Source organism: Oleiagrimonas sp. MCCC 1A03011, assembly GCF_003267965.1.
Classification (GTDB): Bacteria; Pseudomonadota; Gammaproteobacteria; order Xanthomonadales; family Rhodanobacteraceae; genus Oleiagrimonas; species Oleiagrimonas citrea.
Genome location: NZ_MSPY01000010.1, coordinates 59,941 through 75,446, shown reverse-complemented (window position 1 = coordinate 75,446; position 15,506 = coordinate 59,941). Strand labels below are relative to the sequence as shown.

General features: G+C 60.8%; 14 protein-coding genes. 6 read left to right on the top strand and 8 right to left on the bottom strand.

Features of this window, described 5'->3' with window-relative positions; all coding sequences use genetic code 11:
• Nucleotides 1-167: 167 nt before the first annotated feature.
• Nucleotides 168-1,388 (top strand): ion channel, encoded by a 1,221-nt coding sequence (locus BTJ49_RS14655; RefSeq protein ID WP_113066177.1) that lies wholly within the window; start codon nucleotides 168-170, stop codon nucleotides 1,386-1,388.
• A 372-nt stretch (nucleotides 1,389-1,760) separates the two neighbouring features.
• Here the strand turns inward: BTJ49_RS14655 and BTJ49_RS14650 are convergent, their stop codons facing one another.
• On the bottom strand, nucleotides 1,761-2,453 hold the full coding sequence (locus BTJ49_RS14650) for a transposase (RefSeq protein WP_113066170.1): 693 nt from the start codon (nucleotides 2,451-2,453) through the stop codon (nucleotides 1,761-1,763).
• 166 nt (nucleotides 2,454-2,619) lie between these two features.
• Here BTJ49_RS14650 and BTJ49_RS14645 point away from each other — a divergent pair, with 166 nt between their 5' ends.
• Nucleotides 2,620-5,475 carry an AAA domain-containing protein gene (locus BTJ49_RS14645; protein ID WP_240601852.1) on the top strand — a complete coding sequence of 952 codons (2,856 nt, stop codon included), beginning with the start codon at nucleotides 2,620-2,622 and terminating at the stop codon, nucleotides 5,473-5,475.
• Between the two features lie 562 nt (nucleotides 5,476-6,037).
• On the opposite strand, the gene BTJ49_RS14635 is transcribed toward BTJ49_RS14645, so the two are convergent.
• A complete protein-coding gene (locus BTJ49_RS14635) occupies nucleotides 6,038-6,286 on the bottom strand; it encodes a hypothetical protein (RefSeq protein ID WP_146742370.1) in 249 nt (82 codons plus the stop codon).
• Nucleotides 6,256-7,212, bottom strand: coding sequence for an autotransporter outer membrane beta-barrel domain-containing protein (locus BTJ49_RS14630; RefSeq protein ID WP_168184771.1), 957 nt, complete (start codon nucleotides 7,210-7,212; stop codon nucleotides 6,256-6,258). Before BTJ49_RS14630 ends, BTJ49_RS14635 begins: the two co-directional genes overlap by 31 nt.
• Nucleotides 7,213-7,431: 219 nt before the next feature.
• Between BTJ49_RS14630 and BTJ49_RS14625 the strand changes: the two genes are divergently transcribed.
• The 3 genes from BTJ49_RS14625 to BTJ49_RS14615 all read left to right on the top strand — a co-directional run bounded on the left by BTJ49_RS14625 (nucleotide 7,432) and on the right by BTJ49_RS14615 (nucleotide 10,550).
• Entirely contained in the window at nucleotides 7,432-9,066 is a 1,635-nt protein-coding gene (locus BTJ49_RS14625; RefSeq protein ID WP_113066165.1) for a Na/Pi symporter, read from the top strand.
• Between the two features lie 359 nt (nucleotides 9,067-9,425).
• On the top strand, nucleotides 9,426-9,791 hold the full coding sequence (locus BTJ49_RS14620; RefSeq protein WP_168184770.1) for a lysozyme inhibitor LprI family protein: 366 nt from the start codon (nucleotides 9,426-9,428) through the stop codon (nucleotides 9,789-9,791).
• Between the two features lie 189 nt (nucleotides 9,792-9,980).
• The gene (locus BTJ49_RS14615) at nucleotides 9,981-10,550 is read left to right on the top strand and encodes a hypothetical protein (protein WP_113066163.1); all 570 of its coding nucleotides are present in this window, start codon (nucleotides 9,981-9,983) and stop codon (nucleotides 10,548-10,550) included.
• 224 nt (nucleotides 10,551-10,774) lie between these two features.
• On the opposite strand, the gene BTJ49_RS14610 is transcribed toward BTJ49_RS14615, so the two are convergent.
• Nucleotides 10,775-12,826: a GspE/PulE family protein gene (locus BTJ49_RS14610; protein ID WP_168184769.1), complete on the bottom strand. Its 2,052-nt coding sequence runs from the start codon at nucleotides 12,824-12,826 to the stop codon at nucleotides 10,775-10,777.
• 520 nt (nucleotides 12,827-13,346) lie between these two features.
• Complete coding sequence (locus BTJ49_RS15795; protein WP_168184768.1) at nucleotides 13,347-13,490, bottom strand: hypothetical protein; 144 nt, start codon at nucleotides 13,488-13,490, stop codon at nucleotides 13,347-13,349.
• On the opposite strand from BTJ49_RS15795, the gene BTJ49_RS15600 reads away from it, so the two are divergent.
• A complete protein-coding gene (locus BTJ49_RS15600; protein ID WP_146742368.1) occupies nucleotides 13,489-13,782 on the top strand; it encodes a hypothetical protein in 294 nt (97 codons plus the stop codon). The genes BTJ49_RS15795 and BTJ49_RS15600 overlap by 2 nt on opposite strands.
• Nucleotides 13,783-13,859: 77 nt before the next feature.
• On the opposite strand, the gene BTJ49_RS15790 is transcribed toward BTJ49_RS15600, so the two are convergent.
• The 3 genes from BTJ49_RS15790 to BTJ49_RS14600 all read right to left on the bottom strand — a co-directional run bounded on the left by BTJ49_RS15790 (nucleotide 13,860) and on the right by BTJ49_RS14600 (nucleotide 15,389).
• Nucleotides 13,860-14,030 (bottom strand): hypothetical protein, encoded by a 171-nt coding sequence (locus BTJ49_RS15790; protein ID WP_168184767.1) that lies wholly within the window; start codon nucleotides 14,028-14,030, stop codon nucleotides 13,860-13,862.
• Nucleotides 14,031-14,094: 64 nt separating this feature from the next.
• A complete protein-coding gene (locus BTJ49_RS14605) occupies nucleotides 14,095-14,421 on the bottom strand; it encodes a PadR family transcriptional regulator (protein WP_113066176.1) in 327 nt (108 codons plus the stop codon).
• 212 nt (nucleotides 14,422-14,633) lie between these two features.
• Entirely contained in the window at nucleotides 14,634-15,389 is a 756-nt protein-coding gene (locus BTJ49_RS14600; protein ID WP_113066161.1) for a M90 family metallopeptidase, read from the bottom strand.
• Between the last annotated feature and the right edge of the window lie 117 nt (nucleotides 15,390-15,506).

Below are 15,506 nucleotides of genomic sequence, written 5' to 3'. Positions count from 1 at the left end.
GCACCGATCTCCCCGGCAGCGGGGCGACGGGCGCTTATGGTTCTATTGACAGGCGGCGGCGAAATGGTGACACCATTTTGCCATTTTGATGGACACCATTTTGATGTTGGATAATGCTGGCCTTGGCTTCGGCCATCCACGACGATGAAGGAAGACCGTTGCGCCGCATGCGTTTGCCCTCGCTTCAGCGACTCCGAATCCAGGCTGCCTGGACGCGCCTTTATCGTTCGTTGCGCATGGAGCACTGGTTCCCGCACATCCCGTTGGCGCTGGCGGTGGGTCTGGCCGGCATTGCAGAGCTCATTCCCTCGCTGAAATCGCTGCGGCGGCTGAATTTCTTCGTTCACATGTCCGCGCAGGATCTGAGCAGCCTCTCGCAAGGCTTCGGCTCGCTCGCCATCCACGGCGTATCCCAGGGCATCATCGGCGGCCTGCTGGTCCTGCTCGGTGTTGGCCTGCTGTGGCGCTCGCGGCTGGCCTGGGTGCTGACCTTCCTGATGACGGCCATCACGCTCGCCTTGCAGTTGGTATCGCCGGACGGCATCCATTCGGGCCTGCTGATCTACAGCGGTACATTGCTCGTCGTGCTGTACCTGGCTCGGCGCCAGTTCGCGCGTGTCAGCCTGGCCACCGGCACGCTGTTCGCTCTGGTCGGCGTCCTGCTCACCATGGGATACGGCGTCTTCGGCAGCTATGCGATAGGCGGCCAGTTCGATCCGCCGATCCGCGATTTCGGTTCCGCCATTTATTTCACAGTCGAAACGATGTCCACCGTCGGTTACGGCGACATCACACCGCACACCGGGCATGCCCGGATGTTCACGGTGTCCTTGATCGTCATGGGCCTGATGGTGTTCGCCTCGTCGCTGACCATGATTGCCGGGCCACTGTTCAATCAACGCATGATGCGTCTGCTGCAACCGGGAAAAAGACCCATGAAACGCAAGAACCACGTCATCGTCGTGGGCGACAATCCTCTGGCCCGCAACGCCATTTCCGCATTGAGCCAGCGCGGCATCACCGTCACGACCGTCTTGAAGTCCCGGCCGCCGGAAGGCGTCGACACGCCGGCGGATCTGGTCGTCGGCGATGGCGGCGATGCCGACGTGTTGCGTGATGCCGGCGTCGCCGACGCACGCGCCGTGCTGGCCCTGGGCGAAAACGATTCCGACAACGCGTTCGTCGTACTCGCCGCGCGCGATGCCAACCCGGATGTCCGTACGGTACTCGCCGTCAGCGATGCCCACAACATGGGCAGGGTGCGCCACGTGCGACCCGACGTGGTGCTGGCCCTGCCGCTGCTGGGCGGCGAGTTGCTGGCGATGGCCCTCAGCGGCGAAGAACTCAAGGCCGACGCGTTGTTGGAACAGCTGCTCAAACTGGGATGAATCGGCCGTAGGCAGGGTCGCCGCGCACGGAAAACGGTGTCAGAAAAGAAAAAACGGTTCCAGGTACACATACACCCGTTTGAACTGATGGGTGCTCAGGGCTCAGTATTCTTGGGCGGTCTGTGTGTAGGGCGCGTGCGGGCGAAGCGTTGGGTCTTGGCTTCGACCATAGCTTGGAAGGTAAAAACGGTTCCAGGTACACATACAACTGTTTGAGTTGACGCGTGTTTACAAAAATGGTTCCAAGTACACATACGCCTGTTTGAAAAGTGTTGGGAAGTGCACCTGGCGCTGTTTTTGAAAACGTGTCTGGGAAGATTTTTGGCAAAAACGGTTCCAGGTACACATACACCCGTTTGAACGGATGGGTGCTCAGGGCTCAGTATTCTTGCGAGGTCTGTGTGCAGGGCGCGTGCGAGCGAAGTGTTGGGTCTTGGCTTCGACCATGGCTTGGAAGTCACTTCGACCCAGGGCGCGTTGTTGCTGCAGGTAGATGCGGATTTCCCGGATGTCGTCTTCGGTCAGGACTTCGTTCAGCAGGGTTCGATAGGCGTGTGCGCGTTCGGTGGGTGAGCGGCCTAGCGCGAGATAGCTGGGGTGTGGTGTCAGCAAGGCATCCTCGGTGCCGCAATGGGCCGGGCAGCTGGACCAGCGGTAGGCGGCCGGATCATCGATCATTCGTGCGCGTATCGGGTTGAGGTCGATGTAGCGGTGGCATCGGAGTACGTAATCCTCGCTGTCGACCAGGCATGATTTGTAACGACCTTCCCACAGCGAACCGGTCCGCCCATGACGGGCGTTGAACAGCCCCACGTACTGCCGGCCAAGTTTTTGCATCATGCGAGCGATGCAGCCTTTGCGCGGCGGTGTGACCAGCATGTGGACGTGGTTGTCCATGAGCACGTAGGCGTGCAGGGCGCAGTCAGTGCCCAGCAATGCTTCGCGCAGCTGGGTCAGATATCGGCGTCTATCGGTATCGTCCAGAAAGCAGGGGAGTCGGTTGTTACCGCGCTGGACGATGTGTTGTGGAATGCCGGGGAGGTCGAGTCGGGGATGTCGCGCCATGGAGACAGAATGCGGTGATGCCGTCGGGTTCGGATATCGCTGGCAAGCTATCGTCCGCGTAAGGTTGCTTCGGAGCGTGGTGTAGGAAGCGCACCAGGCACTGTTTTTAGTCCAGATGCAGGCTACATACAATTATGCGCATGGGGCGCGAAGCGCTGGCACGATCATGGCCGACGCAACGAACATACCAGTGGCTGGATCGATTGCGAACGTTGCCGCCGGACGTGTCGGATCAGGTGCAGGTGCCGAGGTGAACTTGTGGGGAAACCTCAGCACCTGGCACCGGTTTATGCTGGAGGCTGCTAAAGCGGGGGGATTACCTATGGTTTCGATCTACGTCTGCGGGGAGGACAAGACTCAGCAGATCAGTGATTGGAAGATTTGGTGGTGTGATAAGCGTAAGGTGTTGATGCTGACATGCTTTTTCCCTTCCAAAAAACGCTTTATTCGCCCTGTGAGTGACTGCGATGTCATTCCTCTCCGAGAGCTTGGAAAGAGCTTTCTCAGGAAGAAGGGCAGCCGGATCGTCCAGGAGATCGAAAAGGCGGTGATCTATGACGAAAGATACGCAGCCGTTCAATATCGGGAAGGTTCGAAATGGTATGTCCATAAACTGCGTAACATCGACTTCGTCGCGCAGACGGCAATGACTGATGGGCCAATATTCCAGTACTTCGTCGACGTGGCCCATGCTCGCGCGGAAAGTCGGGCATCGACGGACCAAGCGCAGATCGCGGCCAATATAGTGCGCCAACTGGAGAATCTTCCTTCCTGCGCGGAGACGGCCCTGCATGCGTACTGCACGGGGGTGAACGGGAGGCAAAAATCGACGGAAGGTCTTATCTATCCATTCGGCGTGAACGAGAGCCAGTTCAGGGCCGTCGAGCTGGCATTTGCGTCACAGGTCAGCCTGATCGAAGGCCCCCCTGGTACGGGAAAAACGCAGACGATCCTAAACATCATCGCCAATATTCTGGTGCGCGGGCAAACGGTCGCAGTGTTGTCCAACAACAATGCAGCGGTGGAGAACGTTTATGAGAAATTGGAAAAGTCCGGGCTCGACCATCTGGTCGCCAGATTAGGAAGCCGAGAGAATCGGGGTGACTTCTTTGCCGACAGCGTGCCGGTGCCAGAGTGGGGGCTCGAACCGGCCCCGACTATTGAAGACATTCAGGTGACTCTGGCGCAGCTGAAGCAGCTATTGCTGACTCAAAACACCGCTGCGCAATTGCAGGCGGAAATCGATGAGCTGCGTGTCGAGCGGCGTTATCTGCAGCAGTGGCAGAAGGATAACGACGTCCAAGCCCCCTTGTCGCTGGAAAAGTATGGCTTATCGCCACGCAAGATCGCGGACCTCATGGCCTACCTGTCCTATCTTGCAACGAAGCGCATCGGCATCCGGGACCGGATCGAACTGTTGTTCAATTTTAGGATATTTCGCGTCAAGCCGTTCGATGATGGGCAAGGTCGGGAGTCCGTATTCCATGCCTTGCAGATGCATTACTACGACACCGCGCTTCGGGAGAAAGAGGCCACATTGGCGGCTTGTCGCGAGTCTTTGAAACGCGGCAAGTTCTCGGCGTTGATGGCGACGTTGACGAGCGGCTCCATGAGGTGCCTGAAGCGCTATCTCCACATACACGTGCAGGACGCCACGTTTGATTTGAAAACGTATCGGAAAGATTTCGACGCATTCCTGAAGCGCTTTCCAATTATCGGCAGCAGCACACACTCTATCGTCAACTCGATCGCATCGAATGCAGTGCTCGACTACGTCATCATTGATGAGGCTTCCCAACAGGATATCGTTCCCGGAATACTGGCTTTGGGCTGTGCGAAGAATCTCGTCATAGTCGGTGACCGCAGGCAGTTGGCACACATCCCCGTGAAACTGGATTTATCGGCGCCTGCTGAGGAGTACGATTGTGAGAAGTACAGTCTGCTAGATTCATGTGTCGGCGTTTTCAAGGAAGCACTGCCTACGACGTTGCTGAAAGAGCACTATAGGTGCCACCCCAAGATCATCCAGTTCTGCAACCAGCAGTTCTATGGCAACGCACTAGTTCCGATGACTCAGGATCGTGGAGAAGAAGCATTGCGCCTGATCGTCACCGCAAAGGGGAACCACACTCGAAGGAACACCAACCTCAGGGAGCTGGATTCCTTGCTCAAGACGTTCGAAGGCGCAGCAGAGGGAGAGGGTACCTGGCACGATGAGGGTGGTCGGGGCTTCATTGCGCCTTTTCGGGCGCAAGTCGTTCTCTCGGATGCCCATCTGCCGGCGGATTTCGTGAAGGACACCGTGCATAAGTTCCAAGGTAGAGAATGCGACGAAATCGTCTTCTCTACCGTCCTCGACAAGAAACGTGTGAACCAGGCGAGGCTCGACTTCGTGGACGATCCGCGCATGGTCAATGTGGCGGTTTCGAGGGCCAAGAACCGGTTCACCCTAGTGACTGGCGATGAGGTTTTTACGGCCAGTAATGGGCATATCGCAGCCCTGGTGCGCTATGTCGAATACTATGCCGATGAGAAGCAGGTGCTGCGTGCTCCCGTCGTTTCGGCCTTCGACCTTCTGTACAAGGAATATGACCATTCCTTGGAGCGGCTCAACGCTAGGTTGCGACCTAATGATTCGCGGTTCAAATCCGAACAGATCATCGCGCAGTTACTACGTGAGGCATTGTCGGACGAGTTGTACCGGGCATTGACATTCCATACCCAAGTTGCCTTGAAACAGATTGCCTCGTCAAAGAACGTGGCGTTGACGGCGCCAGAACGAACGTTCATGGAAAACCGCGCCAGTTGCGACTTCGTGATCTACTTCAAGGTAGGCAAAACCCCGGTGGGTGTGATCGAGGTTGATGGCGGGTCTCATGAAAGACCGGAACAGGCTGAGCGGGATGCCTTGAAGAACAGTATCTTGGAAAAGAGTCACCTTCCCTTGCTTCGGCTACGAACCGTCGAGAGTCGAATCGAAGAGAGAGTCGCTGAGTTTCTGGCGCAGTGGGTCGGGACATAAGCGGTCTCTGGTACGCATACAGTTGTTTGAACGGGGGCGCGATCAGCAACAAGGTGCCGCAGACGCTTTTTGACAGAAGCTCGGGCGTAGGGCGCACTTTGCGAAAGCAACTTGCGCTGATGGTGGGTGTTATGGGGTCGGGCGATATTGGTTGCATGATCCAACCACCATGTCTCTGGGAAAGTGCACGTGGCGCCGTTTTCAACTGATCCTCTTCGCGCGGAAAAGTCAGAAGTCGCGGTTGCCTGAGGGATTAGAGACGGGGAGGGCGGCCCAGCCCAGGGGCTTGTCGATCATCGCCTGACAGGTGGAGTCGCCGAGTGCGCGTTCTTGTTGCAGGTGGCTTAGGGTTCGCCGCAGCTCGTCTTCGTTCACGCCCTGCTGTATGACAGCTTGATTCCGGTCGCTCCAGGCGAGGGTGTCGTGGCACGGTCCCAGCGTCACAGACCGACGCTGGGCAGGGTGCGGGATGCCATGGTCTCCATCTCCTTATAAGTCCGCCCCTAAAAGGCGCCAGGAATCATTTCTGAACGCAGGGGGGCTGGCACCAAATGCGCCTGTCTCACCAGCGATAGACGACTTTCAAGTCGGCGTTGTTCATGTGCGTATGGCTGGCGAACTGGCCGCGGTAGGCCAGTTGCGCGGACCAGTTCCTGCTGCTCATCAGCGCCACACCTGCATTCACGACGCCGGACACGCTGGGTGCGCCGCTGGCATGCAGCACCTCGTTGTAGGTGCCCAGGGTCACGGGCTGGTTCTGGCGCGTGTCGCCGCCGTAGGTCATCGCGCCCAGTTCGATCCGGGGAGACACAGGGGGAGGGTGTCCTCGATCTGCATATCGCTTCCCACGCGTGCGCCGACACTGAAGATCGACAGCTTGGAGGTCTGGCTGGCGTACGTCAGGTTGAGCAGACCGGCGCCGGTCTTGTCGAAACCCTTCCGGTGGGTCTGCTGATAGCCCAGCAGTGCATAGGGCGTCAGGAACAGCCGGCCGTGGGTGAATCGGTAGCCCGCCTTGGCCAGTGCGCCGACGTAGTCGCCGCGGGCGTGACCGCTGGCGACCAGACCGGTCGGGTCCAGATGGCGGGTGCTGTCCATGCGCAGGTGGCCCGTGCTCAGGCTGGCATCGAGGAACCAGGGACCCCGGTTGTACTGACCGTAGGCCGATACGCCCGTGATGGTGGTCTTGACGCGCTGGACCGTGGTCCGGGTGTGGTCGCGGCCACGGTTGACGGCGGCGCCGATGACGAGACCGTCCCGTACTTCCGAGCCGAAGCCGAGCAGCAGGGCCTGATTGTCGAGGTGGGCGCCGTCCGAAGCGCTGCTGCCATCGAGGTAGCGGACCCAGACCGCCGGATCGGGGCGTTGCCCGACCCGCAGGATGCTCTGTGCCGTGCCGCCTCGGGCGTTGAGTATGCTCTGCTGGATGTTCAACAGGCCTAGCTGGGTGCCCCAGTCGGAGATTGTGACACCCTGGGCCGTGGTGAAAGCCGGGCCGAGGTTGCCACCGGATGAACCGCCGGATGAGCCGCCCGACGAACCGCCCGACGAACCGCCCGAACCGGAACCCGAACTCGGCGTCAGCGTCAGCTGGGCATCTGTGCCGGAGTAGGTGATCTGCGGCGTGATGTAGCTGGCGAACAGCGGGTTGTGGGCCACCGAGCCGAACGTGCCGGTCAGGCTGCCCGCCTTCACGATGGTGTAGTGGGTGCCCACGGTGTAAGTGCCCGAGTTCACATCGACGGTGAGTCCTCCGTGCTGGGCGCGCAAAGAGTGGTGCGGCGTCACGGATCCCCCTGATCCGCGCGCCAGGCTTTCCCCTCGATTGGGCGGTGGTGCGACAGGCTGTGCTCGATCTGGACATGCCTTGGAATGGGCAGGGCGCCTTCACACTGACCAATACCGGTTGGACGGTGCGATGATGGACGCCACCGGTAACGTATTGAGTGCTCGCTGATGGGTATCGGCATCGGAATGTTGTTGGGCGGTCTCGGCTTGTTCCTGCTCGGCATGCTGCTCATGACCGATGGTCTGAAGCAGGCCGCCGGTCCGCTGCTCGGGCGTGTGCTGGGTTGGTCGACCGAGACGCGCTGGCGGGGACTGCTGGCGGGCATGCTGCTGACCGGCCTGGTGCAGTCATCGAGCGCGGTAACGGTGGCCACCATCGGCTTCGTCAATGCCGGTCTGCTGGATCTGGGGCAGTCGCTCTGGGTGCTGTTCGGTGCCAACGTCGGCACCACCGCGACCGGATGGCTGGTGGCGCTGGTCGGTTTCAAGATCAAGATCGAGCTGGCCGCACTGCCGCTGATCGGCGTGGGCATGGGGTTGCGTTTGTCGGGCCCGCAGAGCCGGCGCGGAGCGCTGGGCAGCGCGCTGGCCGGTTTCGGCGTGCTGTTCCTGGGTATCGGGTTTATGCAGCAGGCGATCGTGATCGATGGTCCGGGTCTGCCCTGGGGGGCGCTCGGTGGCGGTCCGCTGGCGCTGCTTGCTTTTGTTCTGGTTGGCCTTGCGCTGACCGTGCTGATGCAGTCGTCGAGCGCCGTGCTGGCCATCACCCTGACGCTGGCCCAGGGCGGGGTGGTGTCGCTGACCGCCGCTGCGGCGATGGTGATCGGCTCCAACATCGGCACCACGGTGACGGCATTGCTGGCGGCGGTCGGCGCCACGCCCAATGCGCGTCGGGCCGCCAGTGCGCACGTAGCGTTCAATCTGGTGGCCGCCACGGTCGCGCTGCTTCTTCTGCCGTTGCTGATCCATGGCGTCGAAGGCGTGCGCAGTCTACTGGGTTTCAAGGCTTCGCCGGCGGTGAGCCTGGCGATCTTCCACAGCGTGTTCAATGTGCTGGGCGTGGCGCTGATGTGGCCACTGGCGCGTCGACTGACGATCTTTCTGAAGCGACGCTTCCGCACTCGCGATGAAGATGCCGGACAGCCGCGCTATCTCGACAGCAACGTCGCCTCGGTGCCGTCGCTGGCGGCCGATGCCATGCGGCGGGAATTGCAGCGCCTGGGCGATATCGCCTTGACGGCCGCCTGGGCACGTTTGGGTCACTGGCATGGCGATGACCACCGGCCCCAGGAAGCGGCAGCCTATATCTCGCTGAGTCAGCGAATCCACGATTTCGTCACCGGCGTCAATCGTGGCTCGATGTCCGAGCGCAGTGCGCAGGCCATGGCGACTCTGCTGCGTGTACAGCGCTACTACGATACCTGCCATGAGTTGAGCGGCGAGCTGGTGATTGCTCCCCCACAGCTTCACGAGCCGTTGCAGACCGCCACCCGCGCCCTGCTGCAGCAGGGCGAGCAGTTGCTGCGATGCCTCGATCCGGCGCGGAACGAATTCGCGCCGCTGGATCGCGTCCAGGCGGAAGCCTTCGAGGCGGACTACCAGGCTCTCAAGGCAGGTCTGCTGGCGGCCGGCGCTGCCGGCCAACTCGAAATCGGCCGCATGGACGCGCTGCTGCGCAGCTTCAGTTCACTGCGCCGGATCATCGCGCAGGCGGACAAGGCGGCCCACCTTCTGGCTTCACTCGAAGAGCATGGTGACGAAGAAGAAGAAGAAAAATCAGAGAAAGGAGACGGGGAGAATTAGACTCTTCGATCCCCGACCTCGGGCGAACGGCCTCGGTTTTTCCCTGAGCGCGTCATGATTTTGCTCCAATCTGCTACATCATTGCCCGAGCAGGCAGAGGTAATGGATATCAAGGAGCGAAGCCGAGTGGGGTCTTGGTTGTTGGATGTTCCAGACCTGCCTGGACCGCAGGCTTGGCTTGCCGTCCCCGATCTCCATTCGATCGGGTGCATATGGGTTGCAGACTTCAGTGGGATCTCTTGATGAAATCAGTCGCTAGGGTGTGCTTGCTTTCCATGCTGTTCGTTCTGACTGCAGCGCGTGGAGCTGCCGCGGAGCAGTGTACGGATAAGCCGGAATGCTGGCCGGATGGGAGTGCGATGAATACCGGCCTGATCTATGCACAAAAGGAGCGAACGCTTGTGGCGGAGCTGCAGGATACCCAGCGGAAGCTGTTCAAGCTCGTCGTCGACGGGCGACTTGTTCACGCATTGCGGGTGCAGGAGAAAGCCTGGTCCCAATACAAAGTGGCCGAATGCGATGTGATCGGGGAGCTTTCAGGTGGTGGTGGCAGTTGGCCGTCCACAAAGGCCGTGGAGTGTGAGATGAATCTGACGAGCCAGCGTCTTCACCGGATGCGTGATGCAGTTCGATGTGTTCGGCGAGTGTCTGCCTCCGGCATCTGGGATGAGAAGGCCCAGTGTCTTTATCAGCTGGCTCCGCTGGCTGTTCCGCTGGAAAAATGATGCTACGAGAAGAGCGCACTCTCTTGATCGGGGCGTTGCGTGTACGGACTCGTCACGGTGCTTTGCCTTGCCGGAATCGCTGCCTGTTCCTGAATGCTTTTCAACGCCTCGTTTTGCCTGCGCTGCGGTCGCTGTTAGGGTGAAAGGTCATTGCACGCACAACATCCTCGCAGCAAAGGTTCAAAAAGCATGATGAAATTTTCCCGCCATCTGTCGATTCTGGCGCTGGCCGCCTTCGTCTTCGCAGGCACGGCTTATGCCCAGGGGCCGACCAAGGCCGGCTCGGACAACACCACCACGCAGTTGATGCAGAGCTATCGGCAGAAGACTCAGGAGCTTCGGGACATCCAGCAGAAGGCCATCAAGAGCAATCCGAAGCTGGCCGCCGAGATGAAGCAGCTCCAGGCGGATGTGAACACGTCGATGCGTGCCCACGGGTATGACATGGAGAAGGGCAGCAAGCGTGCGGAATCCATGATTGCCAAGCTCAAGTCCGGTAAGAAACTGAGCAAGGCCGAGCGCATGTCGACCATGAAGTCCTTCCAGGCCGAGCGCCAGAAGATGATGAAGGCGCGCAATGCGGCCATGCAGGATCCGAAGGTCCAGAAGGACCGCAAGGCTTTCGAGGCGGACATGATGGCGGCGATGAAGAAGCAGGACAGCCATACCGGTCAGCTTCTCAAGGACGTCCAGGCGTTGCGCACGAAGATCATGGCGGCCATGGCGGCTCAGCGGGCGGCACCCAAGAGCGCTGGATAAGCCCGGATCTCATGGTAAAAAAGCCCGGCTTGAAGCCGGGCTTTTTTCTTTTTGGAAAGCGGTGCCGGAGGTGCGTGATGCAATGTGAGGAGTGCATCCGGCTGACCCGGTCTGCCGGGAAGAGCTGAAATGGATCCTTTTGAGGTTGGCGCCCTTGGCCTTCACGGCCTTGAGTCGTGAAGCTAGGGGGGACGAGAAGATCTACGACATAAGCAGCCGTTCGCCTACTCGACGCGGATGCGGTAAACCTCCGCCAGGGACAGCACACCTTCGCGCGCCAACTGGAGCGCGCGTGCCGTCAGTGGCGTCATGCCGTCCTCGAGCGCTTTTTCGTGAATCGCGTCGGCGTCGGCGTTGGGCACGATCAGGCGACGCACGCCGGCATCGATCGGCATGAGTTCGTAGACCGCCTGACGACCATGGATGCCGGTGCCGTCGCAGCGCGAACAGCCGGCGCCGCGATAGAAGCGTTCGTCCGGACGCACGCCCAGCGACTCGCGAATCATCGGGTCGACCGTTTCCTCGACCAGGCAGTGGCGGCAGTTGCGTCGCGCCAGACGCTGTGCCAGCACGGCGATCAGCGTGGATCGAAGCAGGAACGACTCCACGCCGAGGTCGAGCATGCGGGTGACCGTGGTCGCGGCGCTGTTGGTATGCAGGGTGCTGAGCACGATGTGCCCGGTCAGTGCGCTTTCCACCGCGATTTCCGCGGTCTCGCGATCGCGGATCTCGCCGATCATGATCACGTCCGGATCGTGGCGCAGGATGTTGCGCAGGGTGCGGTTGAAGTCGTAGCCGATGCTGTGATTGACCTGCACCTGCTCGATGTCTTGTACGTGATATTCGACCGGGTCCTCGACGGTGATGATGTTGACGTTGCGTCGGCGCACATCCAGCAGCGACGCATACAACGTAGTCGACTTGCCCGAGCCGGTCGGGCCGGTTACCAGCACCAGGCCGTGGCTGCGCGAAAGCAGGTCGCGCATCAGGCGCTCGTCGTGTTCGGCCAAGCCCAGTTGGTCCAGGTTGCGCAGGCCTTCGCGGGTGTTGAGCAGGCGGATCACCACGCTTTCGCCATCCACCGTGGGCAGCACCGAGATGCGCAGATCGACGACGTTGTCGCCCTCGACTACGGTGGCGCGGCCGTCCTGCGGCAGACGATGTTCGGCCACGTCCATGCCGGCCAGCACCTTGATGCGGCTGACCACCACGCGCAGCAGCGGCTTGGCCAGACGCCGTACCGGCTGAAGCAGGCCGTCGATGCGCAGCAGGATCGAGACGTCGTTTTCGTGCGGTCGCAGGTGAATGTCCGAGGCCCGGCGGCGAATGGCCTCGGCCATCAGGCCGGACACCAGCTTCACGATCGGCTGTTGTTCGGCGAGACTCTCGATGTCCGCATGATCGGTGGTGGTTTCGCCGTCGCCGCGCATCCCCAGCGAATGCAGGATGGAGTCATCCTCGGCGCGGTCATAGCATTCGCTGACGCACGCATCCAGCGGCTCGCGCAGCGCCAGCAGTGGCACCACCCGACGCCCGGTGAGGAATTCCAGCGTGGTGTTCAGCTCCGCATTAGCCGGGTCCAGCACCGCCACCGCCACAGCGCTGTCGCGCAGGGCCAGCGGCAAGACCCGAAGTCGCCGCGCCAGCGCCGGCGGAATCAGGCGGGTCGCCGCTTCGCCTGCCTCGACCTGCGTCAGGTCCACCAGCGGCAAGCCGAAGCGCTGGGCCTGGGCGAAACGCAGGCGCGCTTCGTCGTCGTCGCCGGCCCGCTGCCGCCAGGCCTCCAGGTCAATGTGAGCCGGCTCGATGGATGGATCACTCCCGGGTTCGACCTGCACGTCGAGCCAGCTCTGCAACTGTCGCGGATCGTCGACGAGAAGCACGTCGGCACCGACATCCATGTCCGGCTTTGCCGGTTGCTTCGGTGCGGGCACGGGCTGCGACGGGAAGTTCACCTGCAGTGTGTCCAGCATATCCCGCGATAGCAGGAAGCGTCCTTCCAGCTCGCCGATGCGGCCGATCATGGCCACGCCTTCGCCGCTTGTGGACAGCGCCCAGAGTTCGCCGCGCACGTTGGAACCATCGTGCAGGCGGGCATCGAAGACCGCATCGGGAGGACTGTCGGGGAGCTTGCGCTGGTCGGGACGAAAGACGAAACGGAAACTGCCGCTCGGCAGATGCTGCTTGCTTCCGTCCCCGAGCATCAGTGTTGCCCCCCGCGGACCCGGAAGGCTGTCGAGCGTGCCGCGCAACCACGCCGCTTCGCGGGTATACACGACATAATCCGATCCGGGTGTCCAGAAACGGTCACTGCTGCGCCGTTCCGGTGACGCCGCATCCCGCTGGGCGGACAACTTCTGCCCTTTGGGGGCCGTTTGTGACGATTTAGGCATGTTTTTGACTCCGTCGAGCCGTATCCAGCCGTGCACCCATGGAATCCTGCAATTGGCATGCCATGTGGCGGATCGGGACTACAACGCAGTATCTATGCTCCACGGTATTGCGTCGAGGAGAGCCATGATGGTTGCCGATGCCGATTTCACGGTTGTAGCCATGAGTAACCGGAATGGGCTCATGTGCTGACAACGGTGTGGGTGGACGTAGCGGGTTTTCTTCGAGCTTGTCTTGTGGTCGTCGCGGCTGATTCGGGCATGTCTTCATGATCGATGAGGGGCGCGCGAAGACATCTTTCATGCTGGCTTGCATGCAACGGAGCGTCGGGAAATTCGAGTCGTGGTCATCAAGTCGTGGAAGCAGTGCTACACGACGATGGCCGGGTCTCTGACGGTCAACCTTTCACGGCAGGAAGGGCGCGGCGAAATGCTGACTTTTCGGCACTTGAAAGGCATCGACAGGTGGCTTCACCGTGAAGTGGGTCTGTCGCCTCTCATGGGCGGAACCTTGACTGTTGCCCATCATGCGCGTTGCATGAATCAGCATGTTTCATTTATCTGGACATGCTGGAAATGATCTTCCCCATGGCCTTCTTGACCATTGGGATCATCGACTGGGTTATCAAAATGGAGAGTTTTGCATGAAAAGGATATGGATCATGGCGGCGTTTGCCGCGCTGACTGCAGGTGGCTTCGCGTCGACGGCCGTCGCGGCATCGGGTTCGGCATTGCCAGGCTACGACATCCCGCCACCGCCTCCGGGATGCCAGAACGCCATATTGGTGATTTCACCCGACCCTGATGTAGGTGTGTACTGGAAGTGCCTTGATCTGAACTAGGCGCTAGCCGTTCTTCAGAACAGCGGCCGGGCCCTCGTGCCCGGCCTTTTCGCGGGAAGTATTTTTCGCACGTTCACTCAATCTTCGGGCTTCTGCTTTCCGGGTGTGGGTTCCGAGCTGAATTCCCTGGGAATGACGTCGAAATCCTTCAGCTTGTTCTCGAGCTTGTTGATGCGTTCGTGATTCTTGACGCTGAAGGCCAGCGCCGAGAGCGCGAAAGTGAAGGCAATGATGCTGAAGGTATCCATGCTTTTGCTCCGAAAGGTGGGTCAAGCCGCCTGAGTCCCGGTCGCATTCGCCGGGAGCCGGTGCTCATGGGTTACGCCACAAGACGCTCAGGGCATCGTTAGCCAAGTGCCACTGGCGCTTTCTTTCTTCGAGTTCAGCCCGACCGGTGTCGGTGAGTGCGTAGTACTTGCGCTTTCGTCCGGTCGATGACGGCTGCCAGTACGAACGCACGCACCCACTGTCTTCCAGGCGATGCAGGACCGGGTAGAGCATCCCGTCCGTCCAGATCAGTTCGTCGTGAGTCAGTGCAGCCACGTGCTGGATGATCTCGTAGCCGTAGGAATCTCCTTCCGTGAGGATGGAGAGGATGAAGGTGCGTGACGTGGCTGCGACGAGATCTTTCTCGAACATGGCAGCATGATGCATTGAGGCTCTATGTATGTCAATGCATCCGACGTCGCAGAAGCAGGCTGCTGCTTGCCGTCCGGCTGATTAACAGGTTGTGATTTGTTCGCGCAGACGTGGCTGGATGCGAGGACAAGTCCGTCCGAACTTCTCCGGAAGCGTTCCGGGGGAGGTGCCTGGATCTCTCGCCGACGAATCTGTTCCTGAAGTCGGAACGTTCAGAACGGGTGCTGCCGATAGAACAACGCGAGTTGCCGGTAGACGTCCGGCAGGTGCTCACGCAGTCGCGCCGGTTCCTCGAAGAAGTGCTCGCTGGTCACGGCGAAGAATTCGGCGGGGTTTTCCAGGGCGTACGGATCGATTGGCAGGTCCTCGCCGTCGCGCCGCGCTTCATGCAGGCGATCCCAGGCGCTGGAGAAGACCTCGGTCCATACGCGGCGATCCATGCGTCGGTGCAGGGGCGGGAAGCCGTTGGCGTCGCCGTTGAGCATGTCGAGCTTGTGCGCCATTTCGTGGATGACCACGTTGTGCCCGGGTTTCTTCCTGACATTGAGCACATCGGCCCAGGACAGGATCACCGGTCCGCGGCCCCAGGCTTCACCGGCCAGCACATTGCGGGTCTGGTGCACCACGCCGGCGGCGTCGGTCTGCGTGCGGCGCGGAATGAATGCGTCCGGATACACGATGACGCTGTGCCAGCCGTCGTACCAGTCGAGACCCAGTTTCAGGATGGGCAGGCAAGCGTGGGCGGCGAGCAGGACGCGGTCGGCGTCGTCCAGTTGCACGCCCTGGACGGGTTCCAGTGATTTGCGATCCAGAAACAACGTGGCCAGCACGCGCAGCGATGCCTGGTCGGATGCGCCCAGCCGCCGCGCCGGGGCACAGCGCCGGAGTGCATCTCGCCAGAGCGGTTCGGCGATCGGGTGCCGGGCGACGGTGCGTCGTACGCGCCAATTTCGGATCTTGTCGAACATGTCACGCACGATAGCGGCTCATGGAATCCTGGAAATCAGGGCTCTCGCGCATGTTCTCAAGCCGTGCACGCGGGGCGTGACGCAGAGTCTGTCGAGAAGCGCGGAGGGCGCGCATGA

Coding starts and splice junctions, on each gene's coding strand:
- BTJ49_RS14620 (WP_168184770.1), top strand. CDS start 9,426: ATGAATACCGGCCTGATCTATGCACAAAAGGAGCGAACGCTTGTGGCG.
- BTJ49_RS15600 (WP_146742368.1), top strand. CDS start 13,489: ATGTTTCATTTATCTGGACATGCTGGAAATGATCTTCCCCATGGCCTT.
- BTJ49_RS14645 (WP_240601852.1), top strand. CDS start 2,620: ATGGCCGACGCAACGAACATACCAGTGGCTGGATCGATTGCGAACGTT.
- BTJ49_RS14600 (WP_113066161.1), bottom strand. CDS start 15,389: ATGTTCGACAAGATCCGAAATTGGCGCGTACGACGCACCGTCGCCCGG.
- BTJ49_RS15790 (WP_168184767.1), bottom strand. CDS start 14,030: ATGGATACCTTCAGCATCATTGCCTTCACTTTCGCGCTCTCGGCGCTG.
- BTJ49_RS14615 (WP_113066163.1), top strand. CDS start 9,981: ATGATGAAATTTTCCCGCCATCTGTCGATTCTGGCGCTGGCCGCCTTC.
- BTJ49_RS14655 (WP_113066177.1), top strand. CDS start 168: ATGCGTTTGCCCTCGCTTCAGCGACTCCGAATCCAGGCTGCCTGGACG.
- BTJ49_RS14605 (WP_113066176.1), bottom strand. CDS start 14,421: ATGTTCGAGAAAGATCTCGTCGCAGCCACGTCACGCACCTTCATCCTC.
- BTJ49_RS14625 (WP_113066165.1), top strand. CDS start 7,432: ATGGGTATCGGCATCGGAATGTTGTTGGGCGGTCTCGGCTTGTTCCTG.
- BTJ49_RS15795 (WP_168184768.1), bottom strand. CDS start 13,490: ATGCTGATTCATGCAACGCGCATGATGGGCAACAGTCAAGGTTCCGCC.
- BTJ49_RS14650 (WP_113066170.1), bottom strand. CDS start 2,453: ATGGCGCGACATCCCCGACTCGACCTCCCCGGCATTCCACAACACATC.